The sequence below is a fragment of the Rhodococcus sp. 14-1411-2a genome (genome assembly GCF_002259485.1).
Lineage (GTDB): Bacteria > Actinomycetota > Actinomycetes > Mycobacteriales > Mycobacteriaceae > Rhodococcoides.
In genome coordinates this window covers 68,190-89,908 of sequence record NZ_NPGA01000005.1, presented here as the reverse complement: position 1 = coordinate 89,908, position 21,719 = coordinate 68,190, and the positions used below count along the sequence as shown (strand labels likewise).

The following is a 21,719-nucleotide window of genomic DNA, read 5'->3' as shown; positions in this document are numbered from 1 at the left end:
GAGAATGTCTACTGCAACGGAATCACCCAACGCAACCGCGACGGCACCGGCCGCTGCGGGCAGAGTCACCACCTACGTCAAGGCCTACAACGAGGCCGTCGCCCAGGTCATGCACGAAGACGAGAACGTCTTCGTCGCCGGCGAGGACGTCGCGGCCTACGGCGGCGTCTTCCACATGTACGACGGGCTGCTCGCCGAGTTCGGATCGCGCCGCATGGTCGACACTCCGATCGCCGAGATGGGTCTGATCGGACTCGGCGTCGGGGCGGCCGCACGTGGTCTACGCCCCATCATCGACATCATGTTCATGGACTTCCTGGCCGTCGCGCTCGATCAGGTGGTCAACCAGGCCGCCAAGATGAAATTCATGTACGGCGGCGACGTCAAGGTCCCCATGGTCATCGCAGTCGCATACGGAGCCGGAGTCAGTGCGGGCGCACAGCATTCACAGAGCCTCGAGGCCTGGTTGGCTCATACGCCCGGCCTCAAGGTGGTCATGCCGTCGAACGCGTACGACGCCAAGGGACTGATGGTTTCGGCGGTACGTGACGACAACCCCGTCGTGTTCATGCTCAACAAGGTCCTTCTCGGTGCCCGCGCCGAGGTTCCAGAGGACGTCTACGCAATCCCGCTCGGCGAGGCGTCCGTCCCGCGAGAAGGCGAGGACGTGACCATCGTGGCGTTCGGCCGCATGGTCTCCGAAGCGCTGAAAGCCGCGGACATCCTGGCCGAGTCCGGGGTGTCGGTGGAGGTCGTCGATCCTCGCACGGTCCAGCCGCTGGACACTGCCACCATCGTGAGGTCCGCGTCGAAGACCAACCGCATTCTGGTGGTGCACGAGGCAGTGACTTTCGGCGGAATCGGAGCCGAGGTGGCCGCGCAGATCCAGGAGGAGGCGTTCGACTACCTGGACGCGCCCGTCCTGCGCGTCGGCGCGCCCTTCACGCCTGTGCCGTTCAGCACTCCACTCGAGAAGGCCTACGTTCCCGACGCCGACCGCATCGTCGCGGGTGCACGCCGTCTCCTCGAAAGGAACTGATCGTGGCTCAGCAGATCGTGCTGCCGAAGCTGGGTCTGACGATGCAGGAAGGCGTGATCGGCGAGTGGGTGGCCGAATCCGGCCAGCGCATCGGTCTGGGCGACGTTCTTCTGCGCCTGGAAACGGACAAGGTCGATGTCGATGTCGAGGCAGAGGCCGAGGGAATCCTGGCGACGACCGCGCAGGCCGGTGACGTCTTGCCCGTCGGCGCGGTGATCGGGTGGCTTCTCGGCGACGGGGAAACGGCACCGGGCGTCGACGCGGCGGTCGTGACCGCGGACGAACCGGCCGCCGCCGACGGTGCCACCGCCGCCGTCGAGACCGAGGTGCCCACCCTGGGCAGCGACTCACGAATCAAGTCGTCTCCGAATGCCCGTCGGGTCGCTGCGATGTCCCACATCGATCTTGCCCGTGTACGGGGTTCCGGCCCCGGCGGACGAATCGTGTCCGAGGACGTCGAGGAGTTCCTCGCGGCAGTGCCTGTTCACGAGAAGGTAGCGACACCCGAAGCAGCGCAGGCACAGAAGGCGGTCGGTGCGGACCGCGCGGCCGGACAGTTCGTCGGACCGGTACTCCGTCGTCGAGCAGCCGAGCTCGGAGTGGATCTGAGCCGGCTCGTCGGATCCGGTACCGGAGGGCGAATCATCAAGGGCGACATCGAGGCTGCTGCCGGGCACAGTGTGTCGACTCCAGTTGCCGTGGAACCGGTGGGAGCGGACGCGCCTGCGCGCGAGACCGGCCCGAAAGCCGGCGACGTCATTCCGCTGAAGGGCATGCGAGGCGCCATCGCTCGCAACATGCTCGACAGTCTGCACTCCATGGCGCAGCTGACGCACGGCTACGAAGCGGATGTGACCGCACTGGTGCAGATCAGGGCCGAACTGGGAGCCGAGTCCGCGCGCAGCGGGTCGAAGCCGCCGAGCCTCAACGCGTTCGTGGTCAAGGCCGCAGCGCTGGCGCTGAGGAAGCATCCACTGCTGAACGCGGGAATCGCCGACGACGAGGTGACCCTCTTCGAGGCCATCGACATCGGCGTCGCCGTGTCGGTCGAGGGTGGTCTCGTCGTTCCGGTCGTCCGGGGAGCGGATTCGTTGTCGATCGGCGCAATCGGCGCTCGCACCACGGAATTGGCGACAGCTGCCAGGACGGGGAGGCTGGGATCGTCCGACATGGAGGGTGCGACGTTCTCGGTCAGCACGCTCGGGGCGTACGGAGTCGACTTCTTCACGCCGGTCATCAATCCCGGCAACGTGGCGATCCTCGGAGTCGGCAGAGTGAAGGACGGATTCCGTTGGGAGGGGCACACTCCCGTCAAGACTCAGGTGATGACTCTGAGCTTGACGTTCGATCATCGGGCCGTGGACGGAGCTCCCGCGGCGGAATACCTCCGTACGGTGAGCGAGATCCTGGCGCGTCCGCTGAGCCTGTTGGCGGACTAGGCGAGCGGTAGGAGATGGAATCGACTGCGATCGACGACAGGCTGTTCGTCGAACTCGACCCACCACTGTTGGCCGGGAGTTCTTGTGGCGACTGCGATGTGGTCGTCTTTCCGGCAGCCCATCGGTGCCCGGGGTGTACCGGCGAGTACGTCACGCGCATCGCGCTGCCGAACCGAGGAACGATCTGGACGTGGACCACCCAGGCGTTCGCGCCGAAACCGCCGTACCAGCCGCCGCCGTCGGGATTCGAACCGTTCGTCGTCGGATACGTCGATCTCGGTACGGTGCTCGTCGAGTCCCGAATCATCGGTGAGGTAGCGATCGGAGACGAGGTCGAACTGCGTGTGCTCGACCTCGGCGGTGGCGACGTCACTTTCGCCTTCACCACGGTGGCGTCTTGAACCCCGCCGACATCTTCGTCGTCGGAGCCGGTATGCACGCCTTCGGGCGACACGACGGTGTGTCCGGTATGGACATGGGTGAACACGCACTTCGTGCCGCACTGAAAGACGCCGGAATCGGGTGGTCCGACGTCGATGCGGCCGTCGGTGGCAGCAACGTCTCCGGCAAGCCCGACTCGCTGGTGTCTCGGCTCGGGCCGACCGGAATCCCGTTCACGACCGTCAAGAACGGCTGCGCCACAGGGGGAGTCGCGCTGTCGACCGCGGCCGACATGCTCACCGCCGGTCGAGCGGGGATCGTCGCAGTCGTCGGTTTCGACAAGCACCCGCGAGGAGCATTCGCATCCGACCCAGCGGCCTACGGTCTCGACCCCTGGTACGCGCAGACCGGTCTGATGGTCACCACGCAGTACTTCGCCATGAAGACTCGTCGGTACCTCCACCGGTACGGACTCGACGAGTACGCCCTCGCCGCGGTATCCGAGCGGGCCTTCGCCAACGGGGCCGCGCATCCGATGGCATGGCGTCGCACTCCGCTGACCTCTGCGCAGGTTCTGGCGTCCCCGATGATCAACGACCCGCTGACCCAGTACATGTTCTGTTCGCCGGGCGAGGGCGGTGTGGCACTGATTCTCGCTCGGGGTGAGCGGGCACACGACATGTGCGAGCGGCCGATTCGGCTGGCATCCGTCGAAGTCCGAACGAGACGACCGGGATCCTTCGAGGTCTTCTCACCCTGGTTGACCACCGATCCGGTGCACAGCCCGAGTATCGACGCGGCCGCGTCTGCATTCGCCGGAGCGGGTGTGGATCCGGCCGACGTCGATGTGGCGCAGTTGCAGGACACCGATTCCGGGTCCGAGTTGATCCACATGGCCGAAACCGGGCTCTGCGAGCACGGTGAGCAAGCACAGTTGCTCGGCTCCGGAGCGACCGACTGGAACGGCGAGCTCCCGATCAACACCGACGGTGGATGTCTGGCCGGAGGTGAGCCGATCGGCGCATCCGGATTGCGGCAGGTGCACGAGGTGGTGCGTCAACTGCAGGGTCGAGCGGACGGGCGTCAGGTGCCCGGCGGGCCGACCGTCGGATTCACGCATGTCTACGGGGCACCGGGTCTGTCGGCCTGCACCGTGCTGACGAGCCGATAGCGAAAGGCGAACCATGACAGAGGTTGTCGACACCGTTCCCGAGTTGGCCGATTTCCGGTCGGAGGTCCGCTCGTGGTTGAGCTCGATCCTCCCGCCGCGGCCGACCCCGTCACCGGACGACCGGCCGGACCTGGCCGTCTTTCGCAATCTGTCAGATGACGACGAGTCGGCCTTGCTCGACGCCGTCAGAGAATACCGTCGCAGGCGTTTCGATGCAGGCTACGGCGCGGTGACGTTGTCGGTCAAGCACGGTGGACGCGGGCTTCCCGCGTCGTTCGCATCGGCCATCGCCCAGGCCGAGCGCGAGTTCGATGTTCCGCCTTCGACCGAACTCATCAGTGTCACCACGGGTCTCGTCGGCCCCGCGGTCGCGATGTTCGGGTCCGACGAACAACGTGAGACCTACGCGAATCCACTGCTGCGCACGGATTTGCTGGCCTGTCAGCTCTTCAGCGAGCCCGGTGCCGGCTCGGATCTGGCGGCTCTGGGATGCCGTGGGGTGCGCGACGGTGACGAGTGGATCTTCAACGGGCAGAAGGTGTGGTCGTCGGGCGCACGGTTCGCAGACCTCGGGATGCTCCTGGCCCGCACCGATCCCGACGTGCCCAAGCACAAGGGAATCACCGCGTTCCTGGTTCCACTCGACCTCGAGGGCGTCGAGATCCGCCCGATTCGGCAGATGAGCGGGGGCGCATCCTTCAACGAGGTGTTCCTGCACAACGTTCGAGTTCCCGACAGCATGCGCCTGGGCGACGTCGGCGCGGGGTGGAAAGTTGCCGGTGCCACTCTGGCCTTCGAGCGCACCGCCTCCGGTTCGGTGACCCGCAAGAAGGGCGGCTCGGTCGCAGAGTTGGTGACTCTCGCACAATCCCTCGGCGTGGCCGGCGATCCGCTGGTGCGTCAGGACATCGCCGACGTGTACATCCGATCCGAACTGCGCGCCGCCACCGCCGACAGGGTAGCGAGGGCCGCTGCGGCAGGGATCTCGCCGGGACCGGCCGCGTCGGTCGGAAAACTGATGGCATCGGACGTGCTGAGCAGGATCGGCGAGATTGCCGCAGACCTGTTGGGAGAGAACATCTCCGCCCGGGTGAACGACGACCTCTTCGCGTGGTCCGAGCACGTGTTGGGTAGCCCGGGTTACCGGCTGGCGGGCGGCACCGATCAGATTCAGCGAACCATCATCGGCGAAAGAGTGCTCGGCTTACCGTCCGAGCCACGGGAGAATCGTGATCGGCCGTGGTCGGGGAGCGACAAGCGCTGATCTACCGGGTGGAGGTCTCACCAGGCGAGGGCGAGGGCCAGACGTTCCCGATGGAACGCAGAACCACCGAAGAGTTGAGCGTCTGCGCGTGCACGTCGAAAGTACAGGTGGCAGTGGTGCTCCCAGGTGAAGCCGATGCCGCCGTGCAGTTGCACCGCCTCGGCCGTCACCGTTCGGTACGCGTCCGAGCACCACGCCTGGGCAACCGAACCGGCTTCGGTGCGGTCTTCGGCTTCGACCGCGCGGGTCACCGCTGACCGACTCGACTCCACCAGCACCAGTAGGTCTGCGAGCGAGTGCTTCACCGCCTGGAAGCTACCTATCTCGCGGCCGAACTGCCGTCGTTCCTTGGCGTACCGGACCGTGGCATCGAGACTGGCCTGGGCACCGCCGAGCTGCTCGGCGGCCAGCACTATGCAGGCGAGGTCGAGGGCCGGAAGTAGTGCGGTCGCAGCGCTGCCGCCAGTCGTGAGACGTCGTGCCGAGGTATCGGTGAGGGTCACAGAGGCCTGAGCGCGGGACAGATCCAGTGTCTCGACGCGGGAGATCGACGCGCCGTCGGCAGACGCCTCGAGGACGAAGACATCGGGGCCGTCGGGAGTTGCGGCCACGGTGACGATCCATCGCGAGCCTGCGGCACCCGGGACGGCTGGCGTGTGCCCGCTCACCGTCCATCCGTGGCTGTTCTCCGAGGCGGTGAACGGCAGGTGGTCGGGCGACCACCACCCGCGCCGGTCGAGCCCGGCGAATGCCGCAGGCTGCCCTTCGGCGATGTCGGACACCACGTCCTCGGCGCTGCCTGCGCCGACGAGCACCTGCACCGCGAACAGGGTCGAGAGGAAGGGGACCGGAAGCAGGGCAGCGCCGAGCTCCTCGGCGACGACGGCCAACTCGTCCAATCCACCTATGCCACCGCAGGAGTCGGGTAATCCGAGTGTTGCTGTTCCGATCTGCTCCGCCAGTATCGACCAGGCGCGCGTGTCCCATCCTGGGCCGGCCGGATCGAGTCGACGGCACAGGTCGTGTCCGCCGAGTTCGGTGGCAGCAGCGCGGACGGCAGCTCGAAGGGCGTCGAGTTCGGCGCTCATCGTGTGGAATTCACCGGCTTTCGAGGGTGGCGTGCGCCGCGGCGAGCCGGGCCACCGGGACCCGCCGAGGTGAGCACGAGACATAGTGCAGGCCGAGCGAATTGAGGAACGAGATGGACTGCGGATCGCCGCCGTGCTCACCACAGACACCGAGTTTGACGTCGGGACGAGCGGTGCGGGCACGGTCGACGGCCATGGAGACCAGAGCGCCGACACCGTCCCGATCCAGGACGGCGAACGGGCTGTCCGTCAACAGACCGTGTTCGAGATAGTGGGCCAGTACCGTCTTCTCCACGTCGTCGCGGGAGAACCCGTAGGTGAGCTGGGTCAGGTCGTTCGTCCCGAAGGAGAGGAACTGGGCCTCGGCGGCCAATGGTTCGGCCAGCAGGGCTGCGCGGGGAGTCTCGATCATGCTGCCGACGAGATAGGGAACGGTGACGCCGGTGTCGGCGGCAACGGTCGCAGCGGCCCGGTGCACCTGTGCGATGGCCTCGGTCAGTTCGCCCGGCAGCGACACCAGCGGAATCATGACCTCGAGTTGCGGTGTCATTCCTTCGCCGTTCACCACGACCCACGCACGGAACAGAGCTTCGGCCTGGGCGGGATACAACCGGGTCTGCACCATTGCGAATCGAACTCCGCGTAGACCGAGCATCGGGTTCGATTCGTGTGTGGCAGCAGCACGTTCGGCTTGTTCGCGGTCGCGATAGTGGCCGTCGGCCGGGAGGAACTCGTGCAGCGGCGCATCGAGCAAGCGCACGGTGACGGGTCGGTCGCCGACGACACGGAGCAGGTCGGTGAAGTCCGATTGTTGCGCGGCGGTCAGGGCCGCAATGGCCTCGATCTCCTCGGCCTCGCTCTCGGCCAGTACCAGCCGTTGAACCAGCGGGAGTTGATCGCCGAGGAACTGGTGCTCGGTGCGGCACAGTCCGATTCCCTCGGCACCGAGGCGAAAGGCGGTAGCGGCGTCGTCGGCATTGTCCGCGTTGGTGCGGATTCGCAGTTCGCGGATGTCGTCCGCCCAACCGAGCAACACTTCCAGTTCCGCTGACGGCTCGGCCGGCCGAATTGCCACGGTACCGACGTAGACGTCACCGGTACGGCCGTTGACCGAGACGGTGTCGCCCTCGGCGAGGGTCACGCCGCCGGCCGTCACGGTGGCGCGCTCTTTGTCGATGCGGATGGTCGCCGCGCCGCAGACCGCCGGACGACCGGCACCGCGGGCAACGACGGCGGCGTGGGATGCGAGCCCGCCGTTGGACGTGACGACCGCGGTGGCTGCCAACAGAGCGGGCACGTCGGCGGGGCTGGTCTCGGACGCAACGAGGATGACGGCCTTGCCCTGCGCTGCCAGAGCAAGTGCTCGATCGCTCGACAGTGCGATCTCGCCGACGGCAGCACCCGGTGACGCGGGGAGTCCGCGGACGAGCAACTGCTCGCTACCGGTGAGGGTGAGCTGAGCGTGCAGAAGGTCCTGCATCAGGTCGGGCTCGAGCATGCGCACTGCCTCGCTGCGGTCGATCGATCGCGCGTTGGCCAGATCCACGGCGAGATTGGTGACCGCACGTGGGCCTGGATGGTCCAGCGCGCCTGCACTCAGCAGGGCGAGCTGGCGATCGCGGACCTCGAACTCGATCTCGGCGACACCGCGCAGATGCGGCTCGAGAGTCGCGAAGATCTGATCGAGGATCTGTTCACCACCGGGAGTGCTGGACAGTGGTTCGCCAGGACCGGGATTGGGATCGGCCTTGCGGACACCGAGGTGGAACACGCCGTGGGGTGCGTACTTGCCGGTTTCGAGGTCGCGGCTGACGGCGGAACCATGGCCCGAGTCGTCCCAGGGGCCGAGTCGCAGAGCACGGACGTGCAGTGCAAGGCCCAGATCGTCCGGTAGGGACAGAGAGCGGCGGGCCCGCTGCCCGCGGGGAGAGGCCCAGCGAGCCAACATGGCGGTCGCTGCGAGGCCGAGCTGCTCGGCAGGTTCGGTGGGAAACGGACTGCCCGTCGCACGTTCGATCAGTTCGAGAAGGGCGGGTACGCGAGACCGACTGTCGGGGTGGTCCTCGTCCAGATCGTCGAGATCGTCGGTGTCGACGTCGAGGGTACCTTCGGCGACGAATCGAAGGGTCGCAGCCCACGAGTCGTAGATGTCGCGATCGCGTCCGATCACCTCGACGAGTGCATCGACGTTCAGGGGCGAGAGCCCGATGACCGAGATGGCAGGAGGCAGAGCCGACACCGGAACCGGTGCGCTGCATCGCAGATGCAGCAGCATGGGTCGGCGCTCGGTGCGCACCGACGGCCAGATCCCGCGGACTGCCAACTTCTCCAACAGATCGATCGTGGCGCTCGCGGTGTCGGGAACGCGCAGGCCGGCACCGGACCCGATCGGCACCGTCAGCCCGGGTACGACCGGAAGCCCGAGCGCGACAAGGTTGTCCATCTCGACGCCGTGAACCCCCAGCGCGTCGGCACCGAGACCGCGAGCACGGCCTTGCCCGTACGGCACTGCTGCGCGCGCGGAGGTGAGTACGGAACTGTCGGACAGGGTCATTCGGCGCTACCGCGAACGAGTTCCTCCTCGAGGGCCTCGTCCTCGGCGCGTGTGAGTCCCAGCATCATCAGCACGTGCTGATGGAGCCACATCCACACGGTGTGATAGCCATCGGTCAAGGGCGACGTCATCGACGCGGTGTCGCCGTTGTCGAACCGTTCGAGTGCGACATGTAGGCGGTCGCGGTACTCCAGTAGGACTGCACACTGCTTCCCACCGCGGCGGAGCAGCTTGGCCACGGACGTATGAATGTCCTCGAGCTGGTCGCGGATTCTGGCGTCGTACTGTGCATCGCCGTGGTCGTTTGCCGTGCCGTCCGGACGGCACTGCCATGCGGTGCACAGTTCCCGCAGCCGACGGTTGACCGGTAGGAATGCGCGCAGGAAGTCGGTGACCGCAGAGTGCTCGTCGCTTCCGTCTGTGAGACGAACCTGCGCACCGGCAGCGGCGATTCCGGCCTGCGTCGGCATCACGACCGGGCCCTTGGCCACGGCGTCACCGGCATCGACGACAGCCTGTAGCTCGGGCGTGACCGGCCCTCGAAGCATGCCCTTCACAACGAGGTCGACCAGAGCGGTCGATTCGGATGTGGTGGTCGCAAGGTCGTTCATGGTGCTCCTGGCGCTCTCCGGTCCCCCGTGGGGAACAGCCTTCGGCAAGTGACGTACGTCTACCGTAGGCGGGACTGTGACGGTGCTCATAACCTACTCAAATAGTAGTGGATGTCAAGAAACTTTGTCCAACTCTGTACAGGTTTGACTGCGGCTAGTTACTTGACAGCATGTCGCCTTTTGCGGCTAGGCTGCGTGTGATGGCCGCCACTCGGCCGACCGCCGTACGGGAAGAGGGATCGCGACATGGACGACCGAACCGAGCTCTACATCGGCGGGAAGTGGGTGGCCTCCGCGGGCGGGGGCACCATAGATGTGCTCGACGCCACGACGGGTGAGCTGCTCGCCCGCGTACCCGCAGGAACGGAAACCGACGTCGACGACGCTGTCGCCGCAGCGCGCTCCGGCTTCGATGTGTGGTCGCAGTCCTCGATCGAGGAGCGCGTCTCGGTGTTGCGGCGGATCGCCGACGGGCTGGTCGAACGCGAGAGCGAGCTCGCCGAGATGATGGCGCGCGAGGTCGGGACGCCGATCGCGCGGTCTCGAACCGTACAGGTGGGGCTGGGAGTCACGATCTTCCGATCGATGGCGGACATTCTCGAGGACACCTCGTTGGAGGAACGTCGCGGGACATCGTTGATCCTGAAGGTCGGCATCGGTGTCGTCGGCGCGATCACGCCGTGGAACTACCCGCTCTACCAGCTCGCCGCCAAGGTCGCGCCTGCCATTGCAGCCGGATGCGCCACGGTGGTCAAGCCCAGCAGTGTGGCCCCGCTGGTCGCGTTCGCGGTCGCCGAGATCGCCGATTCGACCGCTCTGCCCCCGGGCGTGCTCAATATCGTCAGTGGGGCAGGCGGCCGGGTGGGGGAGCGGCTGGCCGGACACCCGGACGTCGAAATGGTGAGTCTGACCGGCTCGACGGCAGCCGGTGCCCGCGTCGGACAGGTAGCTGCAGCCGGAATAAAGAAAGTGACTCTGGAGCTGGGAGGCAAGTCGGCTTTCGTCATCGCTCCCGACGCCGACTTCGATGCAGCTCTGACCGCCGCGGTGCGCGGCTGCTACGTCAACAACGGGCAGACCTGCACTGCGACAACGCGGCTGCTGGTACCCGCCGATCGCCTCGAGTACGTCGAGGAGAAGCTGGCGGAGTTGGTCGGCTCGCAGCGGATCGGTGACCCCCTCGACGAATCCGTCGACATCGGACCGATGGCATCGCGTGAGCAGCAGCAATCTGTCCTCGATCACCTCTCCGCAGTTCCCTCGAACGCTCACTTCGTGGTCGGTGGGCCGGGCGACGTGCCAGACCTGGACGATCGACTACGGTCGGGATTCTTCGTCCGCCCGACGGTGGTGAGCCGGGTCGACAACGATTCTGCGATCGCCCGTGAAGAGGTGTTCGGCCCGGTCCTCACGGTGCTCACCTACGACGGGATCGACGACGCGGTCCGCATTGCCAACGACTCCGAGTACGGGTTGTCCGGAGCCGTGTTCGCGGCCGACGACGACGCAGCGATTGCCATCGCCCGTAGGTTGCGCACCGGTCAGGTGGGCATCAACGGGGGGCGCTTCAATGCCCTTGCACCGTTCGGTGGCATGAAGAAGTCGGGTATCGGACGAGAGCTCGGACCGGATGGACTGGACGAGTACTTCGAGAAGATCTCCCTACAGTTGCCTGCGACATGAGCGCCGAGGCGACCGGTGACATCACCCGGCTCATGGCGCGATTCGCGCGAGGGATCGACCTGCGTGACTGGGATATGTATCGATCCGTGTTCACCGACGAGATCGACGTCGACTACACCAGCTACCGCGCGGGTAACGGTGGGCACTTCCGCGCCGAGGACTGGGTGCAGCGTGGGCGGATGCTGTTTCCGGGTCTCGTTGCATCGCAACATTTCTTGTCGAACTTCGACATCACGGTCGCGGGAGATCGGGGCACGGTGATCACCTACGTGCGTGCCGAGCACGTACTCCCGAACACCTCCGGCGACGCCGTGTTCACCATCGGCGGGTACTACACCGATTCGGTCGTGCGAGTCGACGGTGACTGGAAGATCTGCCGGAAGCAACTGACGGTTCTCTGGAACTCCGGCAACCCGCAGGTGCTGACGCTGGCCCGCGAGCGAGCGGCAGCGCTCCTCGCCGAGGCCTAGGCGCGTCACAGGCTGCGAACGGGATCGGTTCCGTCCCAGTTCGTCGCGGCGTCGGCAACGCGTCGATACAGCTCGACAATGCTCGGTCGCGGTTCGTAGATCTCCAGAAGATGCCCGAGCTGCGGCCGGGCGTCGTGGAACGCGAAGTTGTTGCCGTGCGGGGTGGACGCCGAGAGCAATGCCGGCCAACCACGCTCGGTGAGTTGCCGTCGGTGCTCGGCAAACGACGCAACCATGATCGCAACGTGGTGCACACACCCGCGTGCTCGCGTGGTCTCCGCGAATTCCGGCGGTTCGGCCGAGTGCGTCTGTACCAATTCGATCTGCATGCGGCCCCATTGCCCGTAGGCCGATGAGTGGTCGAAAGCCCCCGTTCTGCCGTCGGGGCCGTCGGCGGCCGTGATGACGTTTCTACGCACGAAGAACGGGCCTGCCCCGGTACGGACGGAAAAGTCGGCGGCCGCCTCGTGAATGTCGTCGACCATGTACGCGATCTGAACCACACTGCCCAACTCGAACTCGCTCATCCCTGATGCCTCGATTTCCACTGTCGATATTGATGCTTGCTAACTGATGAACGACTGCAGATATGCAGAGTCGGCGTTCGGTCACCGTAGGTACTGCTGTTCCGGCAGGTTCCATGATTCCTGCACTGAGGCAAACAATGTCAAGTTTCGCAGATTGCTGGACTTATCCCTGTACATAGTTGAGTATGACGTGGGTAACAAAAGCGAGACTCAAGTAACTCAAGTCACAGGCGGGCTTCCATGACCGATGCACTGAGCATCACCAGTCTTTCCAAGACCTTCGGCGGGCATCGCGCGCTCGCCGGCGTGGACTTGCAGTTGGCCCCGGGGGAGATTCGAGGGCTGGTCGGCCAGAACGGGTGCGGCAAGTCGACGCTCATCAAAGTGCTTGCCGGATATCACGACCCGGACGACGGTGCCCGAATATCGGTCGATGGTCACGAGCTGGCCCTCGGTGTCCCCGGCAGCGGTGAAGCTGCCGGCCTGCGATTCGTCCACCAGGAACTCGGGTTGGTCGAAACCCTCGATGTCGTCGACAATCTGGCACTCGGCCACGGCTACCTGACCACCGCGGTCGGAACGATCGACTTCCGTGCCGAGCGATCCCGGGCCGAAGCCGCCCTAGCCGAATTGGGAGTCGAGCTGGAACTGGGGAAGCTCGCCGGGGCGCTCAGTATGAGCGAACGCACCATGCTCGCGATCGCCCGTGCGGTTCAGGACAGGTCGGGTCGAGCCGCAGTACTGGTTCTCGACGAACCGACGGCCAATCTTCCCGCAGCAGAGTCCGTTCGGCTGTTCGAGCTGGTGCGCAGAATCAGGGATCGCGGTGTCGCAGTCCTGTTCGTCTCGCATCATCTGAACGAGATCTTCTCGCTGTGCGACAGCGTCACCGTGATGCGGGACGGCGCAGTCGTGAGCACGCGTCCACTCGACGGTCTCGACGAATCGGGGCTCGTCGAGTTGATGATCGGACGTCGCATCGACGACTTCCTGGCCGAGCCGGAAGAGACGTCGAACCCCGATGGGGATCCCGTGCTCGAGGTGTCCGGCATGAGTTGCGGTGCGGTGGAGAACTTCGGGTTCGAGATCAGGTCCGGTGAGGTCCTCGGCATCGCCGGGATCACCGGTTCCGGTCGTGAGCAGATCGTGCCTGCGCTCTTCGGTGCCGAGTCTCGACGCGGCACAGTCGTCGTCGACGGTATGGTCGTCGAACCGGGGCGCCCCGACCTCGCCATGTCGGCGGGCGTCGGATGCGTTCCTGCCGAGCGGCTTTCGAATGCTGCATTCGCTACCGCCTCCCTTCGCGAGAACGTCTCCGTCGCGGACCCGTGGGGGTTCTCCCGGGGTGGGATAGTGCGAGTGAAACGGGAGAAGGCCGACGTGGCCACGTGGCTCGAGCGACTCGGCGTGCGCCCGGCCGGTGACACCGAGCGCCATCTCGGCACTCTCAGCGGAGGAAACCAGCAGAAGGTCGTCCTGGCCAGGTGGCTTCGACGCAGTCCTCGCGTGTTGCTGTTGGACGAGCCGACGCAGGGTGTCGACATCGGTGCTCAGGCCGACATCCATGCGCTCGTGGACAAGGCCGCGCAGGACGGTGCCGCGGTGCTCGTGGTGTCCACCGATCACGGGGAACTCACGCGATTGTGCGATCGGGTGCTGGTTCTGTCGGCAGGCCGGGTGGTCGACGAATTCTCCCGCCCTCGCATCGACCCGGATCGCTTGACGGCCTCGACTCTCAAGAAACCCGCTTCCGCTGCTGTGCGGTCCGGCGCAGACCCTCGGTGAAAGGATCACCATGACAACACAATCCCACGAAGGTACAGCAGCGTCGCCGCACACTCCGCCGCCCGGAGGTAGGGGTGGTACGGAACGGCGCACGGCTCGACGACGACCGAATCTCGGACTCGACCGCTTCAGCGGTCTCTATGTGTGGATCGTTGTCATCGCGCTCTTCGCACTCTGGATTCCGGACACCTTCATGACACAGGGGAATTTCCGCATCATCGCCGGCGACCAGGCGATCACGGCGATGCTGGCCATCGGTTTGATCGTGCCACTGGCTGCCGGGGTGTTCGATCTGTCCATCGCAGGCATCATGGGCTTCTCGGTCGCGATGGTGTCCTACCAGCTCTCGCAGGGCGTCAGCACCCCCATCGCCGTCGTCACCACTCTGCTCTGCGGTGCGCTGATCGGGGCAGTCAACGGTTTCGTCGTCGTCAAGCTCAAGGTCGACTCGTTCATTGCCACTCTGGGAATGTCGAGCATTCTGCTGGCGGGGACCTACTGGGTCACGGACGGCAAACAGATCACCGAGGGGTTCACCGACGGCTTCCTCGATCTGGGAAGCAAGCCGTTCCTCGGTCTACCCCTTCCCTTTTTCTACATGATCGGCGTCGCCGCCGTGATGTACGTCGTACTCGAGAAGACCCCGTTGGGTCGCTACTTCTACGCCACCGGTGGCAACCGTCAGGCCGCACGGCTCGCCGGACTACGAGTCGAGCGAATCATGTTCGGCGCGTTGATGACGTCGGCCACCATCGCGGCCTTCACCGGAGTCGTCCTGGCAGCCAAGCTCGGCACCGCCGCGCCCGACATCGGCCCGTCGTACCTGCTGCCGGCGTTCTCGGCCGTCTTCCTCGGCTCGACTCAGATACGCGCCGGGCGGGTCAACGTACTGGGCACGCTGATCGCCATCTACCTGCTTGCCACCGGTGTGAAGGGACTGCAGTTGGCCGGTGCTCCCAGCTTCGTCAACGACCTCTTCAACGGACTCGCCCTCATCGTCGCCGTGGCTCTCGCGGCCCGGACCGCCCGCCGTACCTGAACTCTCCTCCACCCGAAAGGTGATCACGTGAAATCGACCAACTGGACGAAGGCTTTCGTTGCCCTCGTGTCCGCAAGCTTGTTGGTGTCCGCATGCAGCAGCTCGGACGAGACGACGGCGACCGGAGAAGCTGCCGACGTCGCCGGCGCGCAGGCCGTCGCCGATCAGTACGAGGCCCCGCCGGCCGATCTGGTTCTGACGACGCCGTTGAGCAGAGCTCCGGACAGCGGCAAGTACGTCATCAGTATCGAGACCCCGCAACCGATCTCGAGCGCGAAGAACGATGCCATCCAGCAGGCGGCGGACGTCCTCGGGTGGCGCTATCAGCGAGTATTGATGGGCACCGACGCCGAAGCGGCACCCAAGGCGATGGACCAGGCAATCGCGCTGCGGCCGGACGCGATCCACATCTCTGGTACCCCGCTCACGATGCTCACCCGGCAGATCGAATCTGCCGATGCCGCGGGCATTCCCGTCATCGCGGACAGTATCGCGGGCCCTCCCGTCGCCGGTGTCATCTCCACCGCCTTGGACGGCGACGCTCAGGTCGAGGAGTGGGGAAAGATGGTCGCTAGTCAGGTCGTCGCAGACAGCGATGGGCAGGCGAATGTCGCAATCTTCTCGATCACCGACTACTCGATCCTCAACGTCTTCACCGACGCATTCACAGCTCAGTTGGAAGCCCAGTGCCCGGACTGCACCACCCAACTCGTGAATCAGCAGGTCACCGATCTCGGCACCAAGACTCCGCAGAGCGTCGTCAGTACACTCCAGCGGGACCCGACCATCAACTACGCGGTCTTCTCCTTCGGCGATCTCGTGTTGGGTGTCGATGCGGCGCTGCGTGGTGCGAGCCTGACCGATCAGGTGACTTTCGCCGGTCAGACGCCAACACCGGACAACCTCGAGTCGCTGAAGGGTGGCGACAACAGTGTGTGGGTCGGCTTCCCGGTGCAGATTCTGGGGTGGCGCGTCATCGACACTCTGGCGCGGCATTTCAACGGCGACGACCTCACAGCGGCCGACGCCGCGTTCCTCCCCACGCAATTGCTCAACAGTGACAACATCGGGTCGGCAGTCCTCGACGAGGACACCGGGTACTACGTCGGTGTCGCGGATTACCAGGGTGAATTCGAGACACTCTGGCAGAAGTGACGCCTCGGGTTCTGTCCCTGTCGCATCTGTCGGCGCTGCACCTATCACCCCCGGAGTTGATCGACTGCGCTGCGTCGGGTGGCTTCGACGCGGTGGGTATCCGGGTGGCGCAGGGCGAACGGGACAGGGGATTCCTTCTCCCGGCGGGATCGGCGCTGCTGCGGGATACAGCATCTGCGTTGGCGCACAACGGGATACGAGTTCTCGATGTCGAGGTGGTCAAGCTGCATCCCGGAAGCTCCGAGGGCGATTGGTCGGCGATTGTCGAGGCAGGTGCCGAACTCGGGGCGAAGCATCTGCTCGTGACGGTGCTCGATGACGATCGCAGTCGAGCAATCGACAACTTCGACCTCCTGTCGGAGTTGTCCGGGGTGTACGGCCTACGGTGTTGTCTCGAGCCGATGATTTTCTCGTCTGTTCGGGACTTCACTGCCGCTGCTGCATTCGTCGCCGAAGCTCGGGGGAGCGATTCCGGCGTCCTCGTCGACGCCCTGCATTGGATCCGGGCGGGATCGGAGCTGGCCGATCTCGACGCCGTCGACGAGAACTCGTTGCCGTACTGGCAGATCTGTGATGCAGCGTCGGCGGAGCCCTCGGACGACCTGAATGCTGCGATCACCGAGGCTCGAACCGACAGGCTCCCACCGGGACTGGGTGCATTCCCACTGGCCGATCTCGTGCACGCACTCCCATCGACGGCTGCGGTGAGCGTGGAGGTCCCGTCCGCCCGTAGCGCGGCCGACACGCGGGCGTGGATTGCAGAACTGGGTCGAGCGACGCGAAAGGTGCTCGACGACGCGGAAAGTGAGAAACTGGAGACATGACCAACAAACTGCATTGCATACTGTCATGACCGGCACCGTCGAGCGCAAGTACGTCCACGTCGTCGCACCCGGAACCGCGGAGACGACGATCGAAGCCGCATCGCCGCCTGCCCCCGACGCTGTTGTCGTCGACATCCGCTACTGCGGTATCTGTGCGACCGACACACACGGATACTCGTCCGCTGCTCTGCCACCGGCCGTGTTCGGACATGAATGGACAGGCACGATCAGCGCCGTCGGTGAGAACGTGACCACCCTGCGGGTGGGTCAACGCGTGGTGGCCGGTGTCGGGCCTGCGTGCGGTGTGTGTGCCCAATGCCGGGCAGGTCACGCCGCTCACTGCGACCTGGCCTTTGCAGAAGCCAACGGCATCACCGACGACGCACCCGTGCACGGCGGGTTTGCCACCACCCTCACGGTGTCGGCTCGCCGAGCGATTCCGGTGCTCGACGCATTGTCCGACGAGGAGGCCGCGTTGATGGAGCCGGCGACCGTGACGTTCCATGCCGTCAAACGTGCCGCGATCACGCTGGGGTCCACGGTGGTCGTTCAGGGTGCGGGTCCTATCGGTCTACTGACCGCGCAACACGCACGTACCGCCGGAGCAGGCCGCATTCTCGTCAGCGAGCCGTCGGCCGCACGTCGAGCGGCAGCAACGGATCTGGGCTTCGCAGACGTGGTGGAACCGGCGGATCTCGCAGCGCTGCTCGGTGAGGTCACCGGTGGTCTCGGCGCGGATGTCCTGTTCGAGTGCACCGGAGTCGCCGCGTTGATGCAGCCCTCCGCCGAGCTCGTCAGACGCGGCGGGACCCTGGCGTTGCTCGGGTATCCGGGCACCGATTCCTCGGTCAGCTACGGCGATTGGCAGTCGAGGGAGCTCACGGTGATCGGCTCGCTGGCGTACTCGCACGAGGACTTCATCGGTGCGATGACGCTGGTTGCCGAAGGTCGAATCGACCTGAAGTCCTTGCACACAGGCACGATCGGGCTCGGTGAATTGGTCGGGATGTTCGCCGAACTCGATTCCGGGACGAGTCGGCACGCCAAGGTGCTGGTGGACCCGAGCCGTTGACGCGGTGGGTCAGGCGGGAGCCGGCACCGGCACTGTCTGACCGCTCCCGCAGGTGGCCCCGCCGTCGACCGGAATCGCGACACCGGTGACGAACGACGCCAGCGGCGAGGCCAGGAATGCGATGACCTCGCCCACCTCCCGAGCGGTGCCCCAACGGTGTAGGGGGATCATCGTTTTGAGCGCTTCGTAGCGGTCGGGGGTGTTGTCCTCGATGCGTCGGGTCATGCCGGTGCTGATGGGCCCTGGGCAGACGGCGTTGACGCGGATTCGGTCGTTCGCCAGGTCGAGGGCGAAGGACCGCGCGAGGTTCACAGCGCCGGCTTTGGCCGCGGCGTACGGCCAGCGGTTCGGCTCGCCACCGAGCGCGGTTGCGGACGCGGTGATCACGATCGAACCGCGGCCTGTGCGCCGGAACGCGGGAATCGATTCGCGCACACCGAGTACGACGGCGCGAAGGTTGACCTCGATCGAGCGGTCGAAGACCTCCATGTCGAGGGTTTCGATGGATCCGGAAGCTGGAACACCGGCATTGAGCACCAGCGCGTCGAGGTGTCCGAACGAGGTCTCCGCGTGACGCACCGCTGCGCGGTTGTCGTCCTGTCGGGTGACGTCGCCGACGAACGGCACCGCATTGTCGTTGCCGGACAACCAATCCAAGGATTCCGCGGTGGTGTCGAATGCAACGACCGAGCCGCCGTTTTCGAGGATGATCTCAGCGGTCGCACGGCCGATACCCGAACCTGCACCTGTGACCACAGCGACGGTGTTCACGATGCGCTCGCCGTCGACAGTTCCTCGACGTCGTCGAGCAGGACTGCCAACTGTGCCGGTGCGTCGACCCAATCGTTCGGCGAACGCATCGCGTCCCAGAAGTTGGGCTCGACGATCAGGTGTTCTGCGCCTGCCGCCAGGGCAGTGCGGATGTCGCCTCTTACCCCGTCGATGCCTTGGCCTCCGGATCCGACGGCGTCCGTCGGACGCTGCAGGTAGGAACGTAGGAACAATCGCACCGGGTGTGCACCTTCCGGACGCAGGCCGCGCATCGTCTCGAGTTGTTCGAGCAGAGCTTCCGGGCTGCCGCTACTGGGATTCCAGATGTCGAACAGTGCTGCGGTGCGCTTCAATCCGGTTGCCGAACGAAGACCAGAAAGCAGCGGTGGGTGTGGCTGTTGCACCGGTTTGGGGCGCACGATGGACCGGGGGATGGTGAAGAACTCGCCTTCGAATTCCACCGGGTCGGGTCCCCAACAGGCCTGCACGGCCCGCACCAATTCGCCCATCCGACGGCCACGGGTGCGCGGATCGACGTCCATCTGAGCATGTTCTTCATCGGACCAGCCGGCCCCGAGTCCTGCCACGAGTCGTCCGCCCGACAGCAGGTCCAGAGTCGACAAGCGTTGCGCCAATTCGACCGGACGATGGTAGCCGGCCACCAGAATGCTGCTGCCGATGGTGACAGTCCGAGTGCAGGCCGCGGTGAACGCCATCAGTTCGGTGGCACCGAGTACCGAGCGATACGCCGGATGCACACTGGTGGTGTGTCGCCCGCCGTAGATCGATTCGTTCTGCTCGGGATAGAACAGGTGCTCCTGAACCCACAGGCTCGAGAAGCCCAGTTCCTCGGCCGAGGTGGCGAAGGCGCGGACGGCCCCGGCATCGACGTGTTCGCCGAGCTGAGGAAGGGACAACCCGATTGCGAGACTCACAGTACGGTCACCGTTCCCGTGTTTCCGTCGACCTCGATCATTGCACCGTCGGGAATTCTCAGGGTGGCGTCCTGCACCGAGACCGCGCATGGGATGCCCAGTTCACGGCACACGATCGACGAGTGAGTGATGGTGGCACCGACGTTGACGACGACGCCGCCGGCAAACACGAAGAGCGGAGTCCAGGCCGGGTCCGTCTGCGGAGCGACGATGATGTCTCCCTCGGCGAGGTCACCGACCTCGTAGGGATCATGAAGGATGCGTGCTCGTCCACGACTGACCCCCGGTGCACCACCGACTCCGGTCATCGAATCGCCGGGAGCTGCGACCTGCGCCTTGTTCTCGGTCCTTCTGGGCCACTGCGAGAGCGGGAGTGGCTCGAACAAGAAGAAGGGGGGCTCCAGGTCGAAGAGCGCGAGGTACTGCTCGCGCCGCTCCGCGATGGTGCTCTTGAAAGTTTCGGGATCGGCGACGAACGCGTCGAGTTCGTCGTCGAGCAACATGGTGACGTCGTGATGGTCGCCCATGATGCCGCGATCGACCATACGATGGCCCAATTCGTAGAGGGCCGTGCGCATCTCGCCCATGACCTTGACGCAGGCCGTCTTGGTCCGCTCCCGCCAGGGCATGAACTTGGTGATGGATTTGGCGGCGTCGAGGAAACTCTGACGAGTTGTGTCGTCGGGCATCTTGGCGGCGAGCTCCGCGGTGAGTGCGATGCGCTTGTTCTCGTTGCGCCCTCTGATGACCTCGGGGTCGGATTCGTCGGGACTCAGGCGCATGCCGTTGATGGCGAGCAAAGCGAGCACCGGCTTCGATTCCCAACTGTCGGAACGGATGTCCCACTCGTTCGGGGCGCGCGATCCGAACTTGTACAGAAAGTCGTCGAAGTCCTGGCGGAACTGCTTCGCATCGGGGGAGTCACTGGCGTCGACGGCCTCGAGGAGGGTGGCGAGACCGGAGTCGAACAGGGAGGTCAGTTCCGCGGACTTCGCCACCGACCGACCCATGTTCCACAGGGCGTACGACGGTTCTGCCGAGTCGACTCCGCCCAGCCCGCTGAGGAGGTCGCCGAGCTTGTCGGCCTCACCGATCGCATCGAGAAGGGCTCCGGCTACGGCCGGCCCCATGGTCGAGAGTGTGGTGGTCACGGGGTGGTAGGCGTAGCAGAAAACGAGGTCCGGAACGAAGGATCGCGCGTGGTCGACCAGTTCGCGATCAGTCAGTGCAGCAATGTCGGGGCGCGCGGCGCGGGCGTCGTCCGCGCGACGCTTCGCCTCCTCTGCCTCGGGAAAGGTGTCGGTGGTCAGTGCCCACGCGGTCTTGTCGGCCAATCCTGCAGTGAGTCGGTCGTTCTGGTGCCAGGGCTGTTCGACGTATTCCGGGATGTCGGGGTGATCGCCGACCCACAGGCTGTTCCAGACCGGAACGGTCAAGCCCGGCAGGCGGGCTCCGTTCAGCTCGGTCATCGAGAAGTTGGTGTAGTGGTAGCCGCCGAAGTTGCCGATGATCTGTGGCATGGTCTCGTCGATCTCGGAGGCCAGGTGAGTGCCGAGGTGTTCCACATATCCTTCGCGCCAGCCGATGTTGAGGCCCTTGTTCCAGACAAGGGTCACATTCAGGGGACTCGACGGGTCGGGAAGTACTTCCCCGGCGTTGGCTCGGGTGTACACCGGGTACCGCTCGCTGAACTCCCAGTCGGTGATCCAGCTGTCGCGATCGTTCTCGACGCTCACTGAGTGCTCCTCTGCCGTTGATGCCGGACTGTATTTCAAGTCACACTATAGAAACTGTGGAGCAAAAGAAACATGTACAGAGATATTTTCCGGCAAGTCGTACGCATGTGACGACGGCGAAAATCTCCACAGTAACTTTATATGAAGTGTAGTAATGGTCACTGTCTTGTGCGAG

19 protein-coding genes are annotated in these 21,719 nt (G+C 65.3%); 12 read left to right on the top strand and 7 right to left on the bottom strand.

What is annotated here, in order from left to right; translation table 11 throughout:
- Positions 1–4: 4 nt before the first annotated feature.
- The 5 genes from CH291_RS01380 to CH291_RS01360 are packed head-to-tail and all read left to right on the top strand — an operon-like array spanning position 5 to position 5,294.
- Positions 5–1,039 carry an alpha-ketoacid dehydrogenase subunit beta gene (locus CH291_RS01380; protein ID WP_068051571.1) on the top strand — a complete coding sequence of 345 codons (1,035 nt, stop codon included), beginning with the start codon at positions 5–7 and terminating at the stop codon, positions 1,037–1,039.
- Between the two features lie 2 nt (positions 1,040–1,041).
- Positions 1,042–2,478 carry a 2-oxo acid dehydrogenase subunit E2 gene (locus CH291_RS01375; RefSeq protein ID WP_094639092.1) on the top strand — a complete coding sequence of 479 codons (1,437 nt, stop codon included), beginning with the start codon at positions 1,042–1,044 and terminating at the stop codon, positions 2,476–2,478.
- A 14-nt stretch (positions 2,479–2,492) separates the two neighbouring features.
- Positions 2,493–2,879, top strand: coding sequence for a Zn-ribbon domain-containing OB-fold protein (locus CH291_RS01370; protein WP_094686531.1), 387 nt, complete (start codon positions 2,493–2,495; stop codon positions 2,877–2,879).
- Positions 2,876–4,030: a thiolase family protein gene (locus tag CH291_RS01365; protein WP_094686530.1), complete on the top strand. Its 1,155-nt coding sequence runs from the start codon at positions 2,876–2,878 to the stop codon at positions 4,028–4,030. Before CH291_RS01370 ends, CH291_RS01365 begins: the two co-directional genes overlap by 4 nt.
- Positions 4,031–4,043: 13 nt before the next feature.
- Positions 4,044–5,294, top strand: a complete 1,251-nt coding sequence (locus CH291_RS01360) for an acyl-CoA dehydrogenase family protein (protein ID WP_094686529.1) — start codon at positions 4,044–4,046, stop codon at positions 5,292–5,294.
- A gap of 17 nt (positions 5,295–5,311) precedes the next feature.
- On the opposite strand, the gene CH291_RS01355 is transcribed toward CH291_RS01360, so the two are convergent.
- Genes CH291_RS01355 through CH291_RS01345 form a run of 3 tightly spaced genes read right to left on the bottom strand, consistent with a single transcriptional unit; the run spans position 5,312 to position 9,547 of the window.
- Positions 5,312–6,382, bottom strand: coding sequence for an acyl-CoA dehydrogenase family protein (locus tag CH291_RS01355; protein ID WP_094686528.1), 1,071 nt, complete (start codon positions 6,380–6,382; stop codon positions 5,312–5,314).
- A 10-nt stretch (positions 6,383–6,392) separates the two neighbouring features.
- Complete coding sequence (locus CH291_RS01350; RefSeq protein ID WP_094686527.1) at positions 6,393–8,936, bottom strand: putative PEP-binding protein; 2,544 nt, start codon at positions 8,934–8,936, stop codon at positions 6,393–6,395.
- Positions 8,933–9,547, bottom strand: coding sequence for a hypothetical protein (locus CH291_RS01345; RefSeq protein WP_094639098.1), 615 nt, complete (start codon positions 9,545–9,547; stop codon positions 8,933–8,935). The genes CH291_RS01350 and CH291_RS01345 overlap by 4 nt, the downstream gene beginning before the upstream one ends.
- Before the next feature lie 246 nt (positions 9,548–9,793).
- On the opposite strand from CH291_RS01345, the gene CH291_RS01340 reads away from it, so the two are divergent.
- Entirely contained in the window at positions 9,794–11,230 is a 1,437-nt protein-coding gene (locus CH291_RS01340; RefSeq protein ID WP_094686526.1) for an aldehyde dehydrogenase family protein, read from the top strand.
- A complete protein-coding gene (locus CH291_RS01335; RefSeq protein WP_094686525.1) occupies positions 11,227–11,700 on the top strand; it encodes a nuclear transport factor 2 family protein in 474 nt (157 codons plus the stop codon). Before CH291_RS01340 ends, CH291_RS01335 begins: the two co-directional genes overlap by 4 nt.
- 5 nt (positions 11,701–11,705) lie before the next feature.
- On the opposite strand, the gene CH291_RS01330 is transcribed toward CH291_RS01335, so the two are convergent.
- On the bottom strand, positions 11,706–12,227 hold the full coding sequence (locus tag CH291_RS01330; RefSeq protein WP_094686524.1) for a VOC family protein: 522 nt from the start codon (positions 12,225–12,227) through the stop codon (positions 11,706–11,708).
- A 240-nt stretch (positions 12,228–12,467) separates the two neighbouring features.
- Between CH291_RS01330 and CH291_RS01325 the strand changes: the two genes are divergently transcribed.
- The 5 genes from CH291_RS01325 to CH291_RS01305 all read left to right on the top strand — a co-directional run bounded on the left by CH291_RS01325 (position 12,468) and on the right by CH291_RS01305 (position 18,102).
- Positions 12,468–14,012 (top strand): sugar ABC transporter ATP-binding protein, encoded by a 1,545-nt coding sequence (locus CH291_RS01325; protein ID WP_094686523.1) that lies wholly within the window; start codon positions 12,468–12,470, stop codon positions 14,010–14,012.
- Between the two features lie 193 nt (positions 14,013–14,205).
- Positions 14,206–15,051: an ABC transporter permease gene (locus CH291_RS01320; protein WP_231893957.1), complete on the top strand. Its 846-nt coding sequence runs from the start codon at positions 14,206–14,208 to the stop codon at positions 15,049–15,051.
- A 27-nt stretch (positions 15,052–15,078) separates the two neighbouring features.
- Positions 15,079–16,206, top strand: coding sequence for a sugar ABC transporter substrate-binding protein (locus tag CH291_RS01315; RefSeq protein WP_094686522.1), 1,128 nt, complete (start codon positions 15,079–15,081; stop codon positions 16,204–16,206).
- Positions 16,203–17,030 (top strand): sugar phosphate isomerase/epimerase family protein, encoded by an 828-nt coding sequence (locus CH291_RS01310; RefSeq protein ID WP_256980687.1) that lies wholly within the window; start codon positions 16,203–16,205, stop codon positions 17,028–17,030. The genes CH291_RS01315 and CH291_RS01310 overlap by 4 nt, the downstream gene beginning before the upstream one ends.
- A 25-nt stretch (positions 17,031–17,055) precedes the next feature.
- Entirely contained in the window at positions 17,056–18,102 is a 1,047-nt protein-coding gene (locus tag CH291_RS01305; protein ID WP_094639102.1) for a zinc-dependent alcohol dehydrogenase, read from the top strand.
- Positions 18,103–18,111: 9 nt separating this feature from the next.
- Here CH291_RS01305 and CH291_RS01300 read toward each other — a convergent pair whose 3' ends face one another.
- From CH291_RS01300 to CH291_RS01290, 3 genes are read right to left on the bottom strand one after another with little or no spacing between them, the layout of a single operon-like run.
- On the bottom strand, positions 18,112–18,873 hold the full coding sequence (locus tag CH291_RS01300) for an SDR family NAD(P)-dependent oxidoreductase (protein WP_231893955.1): 762 nt from the start codon (positions 18,871–18,873) through the stop codon (positions 18,112–18,114).
- Positions 18,870–19,808: a TIGR03619 family F420-dependent LLM class oxidoreductase gene (locus CH291_RS01295; protein WP_094639103.1), complete on the bottom strand. Its 939-nt coding sequence runs from the start codon at positions 19,806–19,808 to the stop codon at positions 18,870–18,872. The genes CH291_RS01300 and CH291_RS01295 overlap by 4 nt, the downstream gene beginning before the upstream one ends.
- Positions 19,805–21,544 (bottom strand): PEP-utilizing enzyme, encoded by a 1,740-nt coding sequence (locus CH291_RS01290; RefSeq protein ID WP_094639104.1) that lies wholly within the window; start codon positions 21,542–21,544, stop codon positions 19,805–19,807. Before CH291_RS01290 ends, CH291_RS01295 begins: the two co-directional genes overlap by 4 nt.
- Positions 21,545–21,719 lie beyond the last annotated feature (175 nt).

Bases quoted from the DNA above. Each gene is read 5' to 3' on its own strand.
- CH291_RS01380 (WP_068051571.1), top strand. From the start codon at position 5: ATGTCTACTGCAACGGAATCACCCAACGCAACCGCGACGGCACCGGCC.
- CH291_RS01370 (WP_094686531.1), top strand. From the start codon at position 2,493: ATGGAATCGACTGCGATCGACGACAGGCTGTTCGTCGAACTCGACCCA.
- CH291_RS01360 (WP_094686529.1), top strand. From the start codon at position 4,044: ATGACAGAGGTTGTCGACACCGTTCCCGAGTTGGCCGATTTCCGGTCG.
- CH291_RS01355 (WP_094686528.1), bottom strand. From the start codon at position 6,382: ATGAGCGCCGAACTCGACGCCCTTCGAGCTGCCGTCCGCGCTGCTGCC.
- CH291_RS01350 (WP_094686527.1), bottom strand. From the start codon at position 8,936: ATGACCCTGTCCGACAGTTCCGTACTCACCTCCGCGCGCGCAGCAGTG.
- CH291_RS01345 (WP_094639098.1), bottom strand. From the start codon at position 9,547: ATGAACGACCTTGCGACCACCACATCCGAATCGACCGCTCTGGTCGAC.
- CH291_RS01340 (WP_094686526.1), top strand. From the start codon at position 9,794: ATGGACGACCGAACCGAGCTCTACATCGGCGGGAAGTGGGTGGCCTCC.
- CH291_RS01335 (WP_094686525.1), top strand. From the start codon at position 11,227: ATGAGCGCCGAGGCGACCGGTGACATCACCCGGCTCATGGCGCGATTC.
- CH291_RS01330 (WP_094686524.1), bottom strand. From the start codon at position 12,227: ATGAGCGAGTTCGAGTTGGGCAGTGTGGTTCAGATCGCGTACATGGTC.
- CH291_RS01325 (WP_094686523.1), top strand. From the start codon at position 12,468: ATGACCGATGCACTGAGCATCACCAGTCTTTCCAAGACCTTCGGCGGG.
- CH291_RS01320 (WP_231893957.1), top strand. From the start codon at position 14,206: ATGACACAGGGGAATTTCCGCATCATCGCCGGCGACCAGGCGATCACG.
- CH291_RS01305 (WP_094639102.1), top strand. From the start codon at position 17,056: ATGACCGGCACCGTCGAGCGCAAGTACGTCCACGTCGTCGCACCCGGA.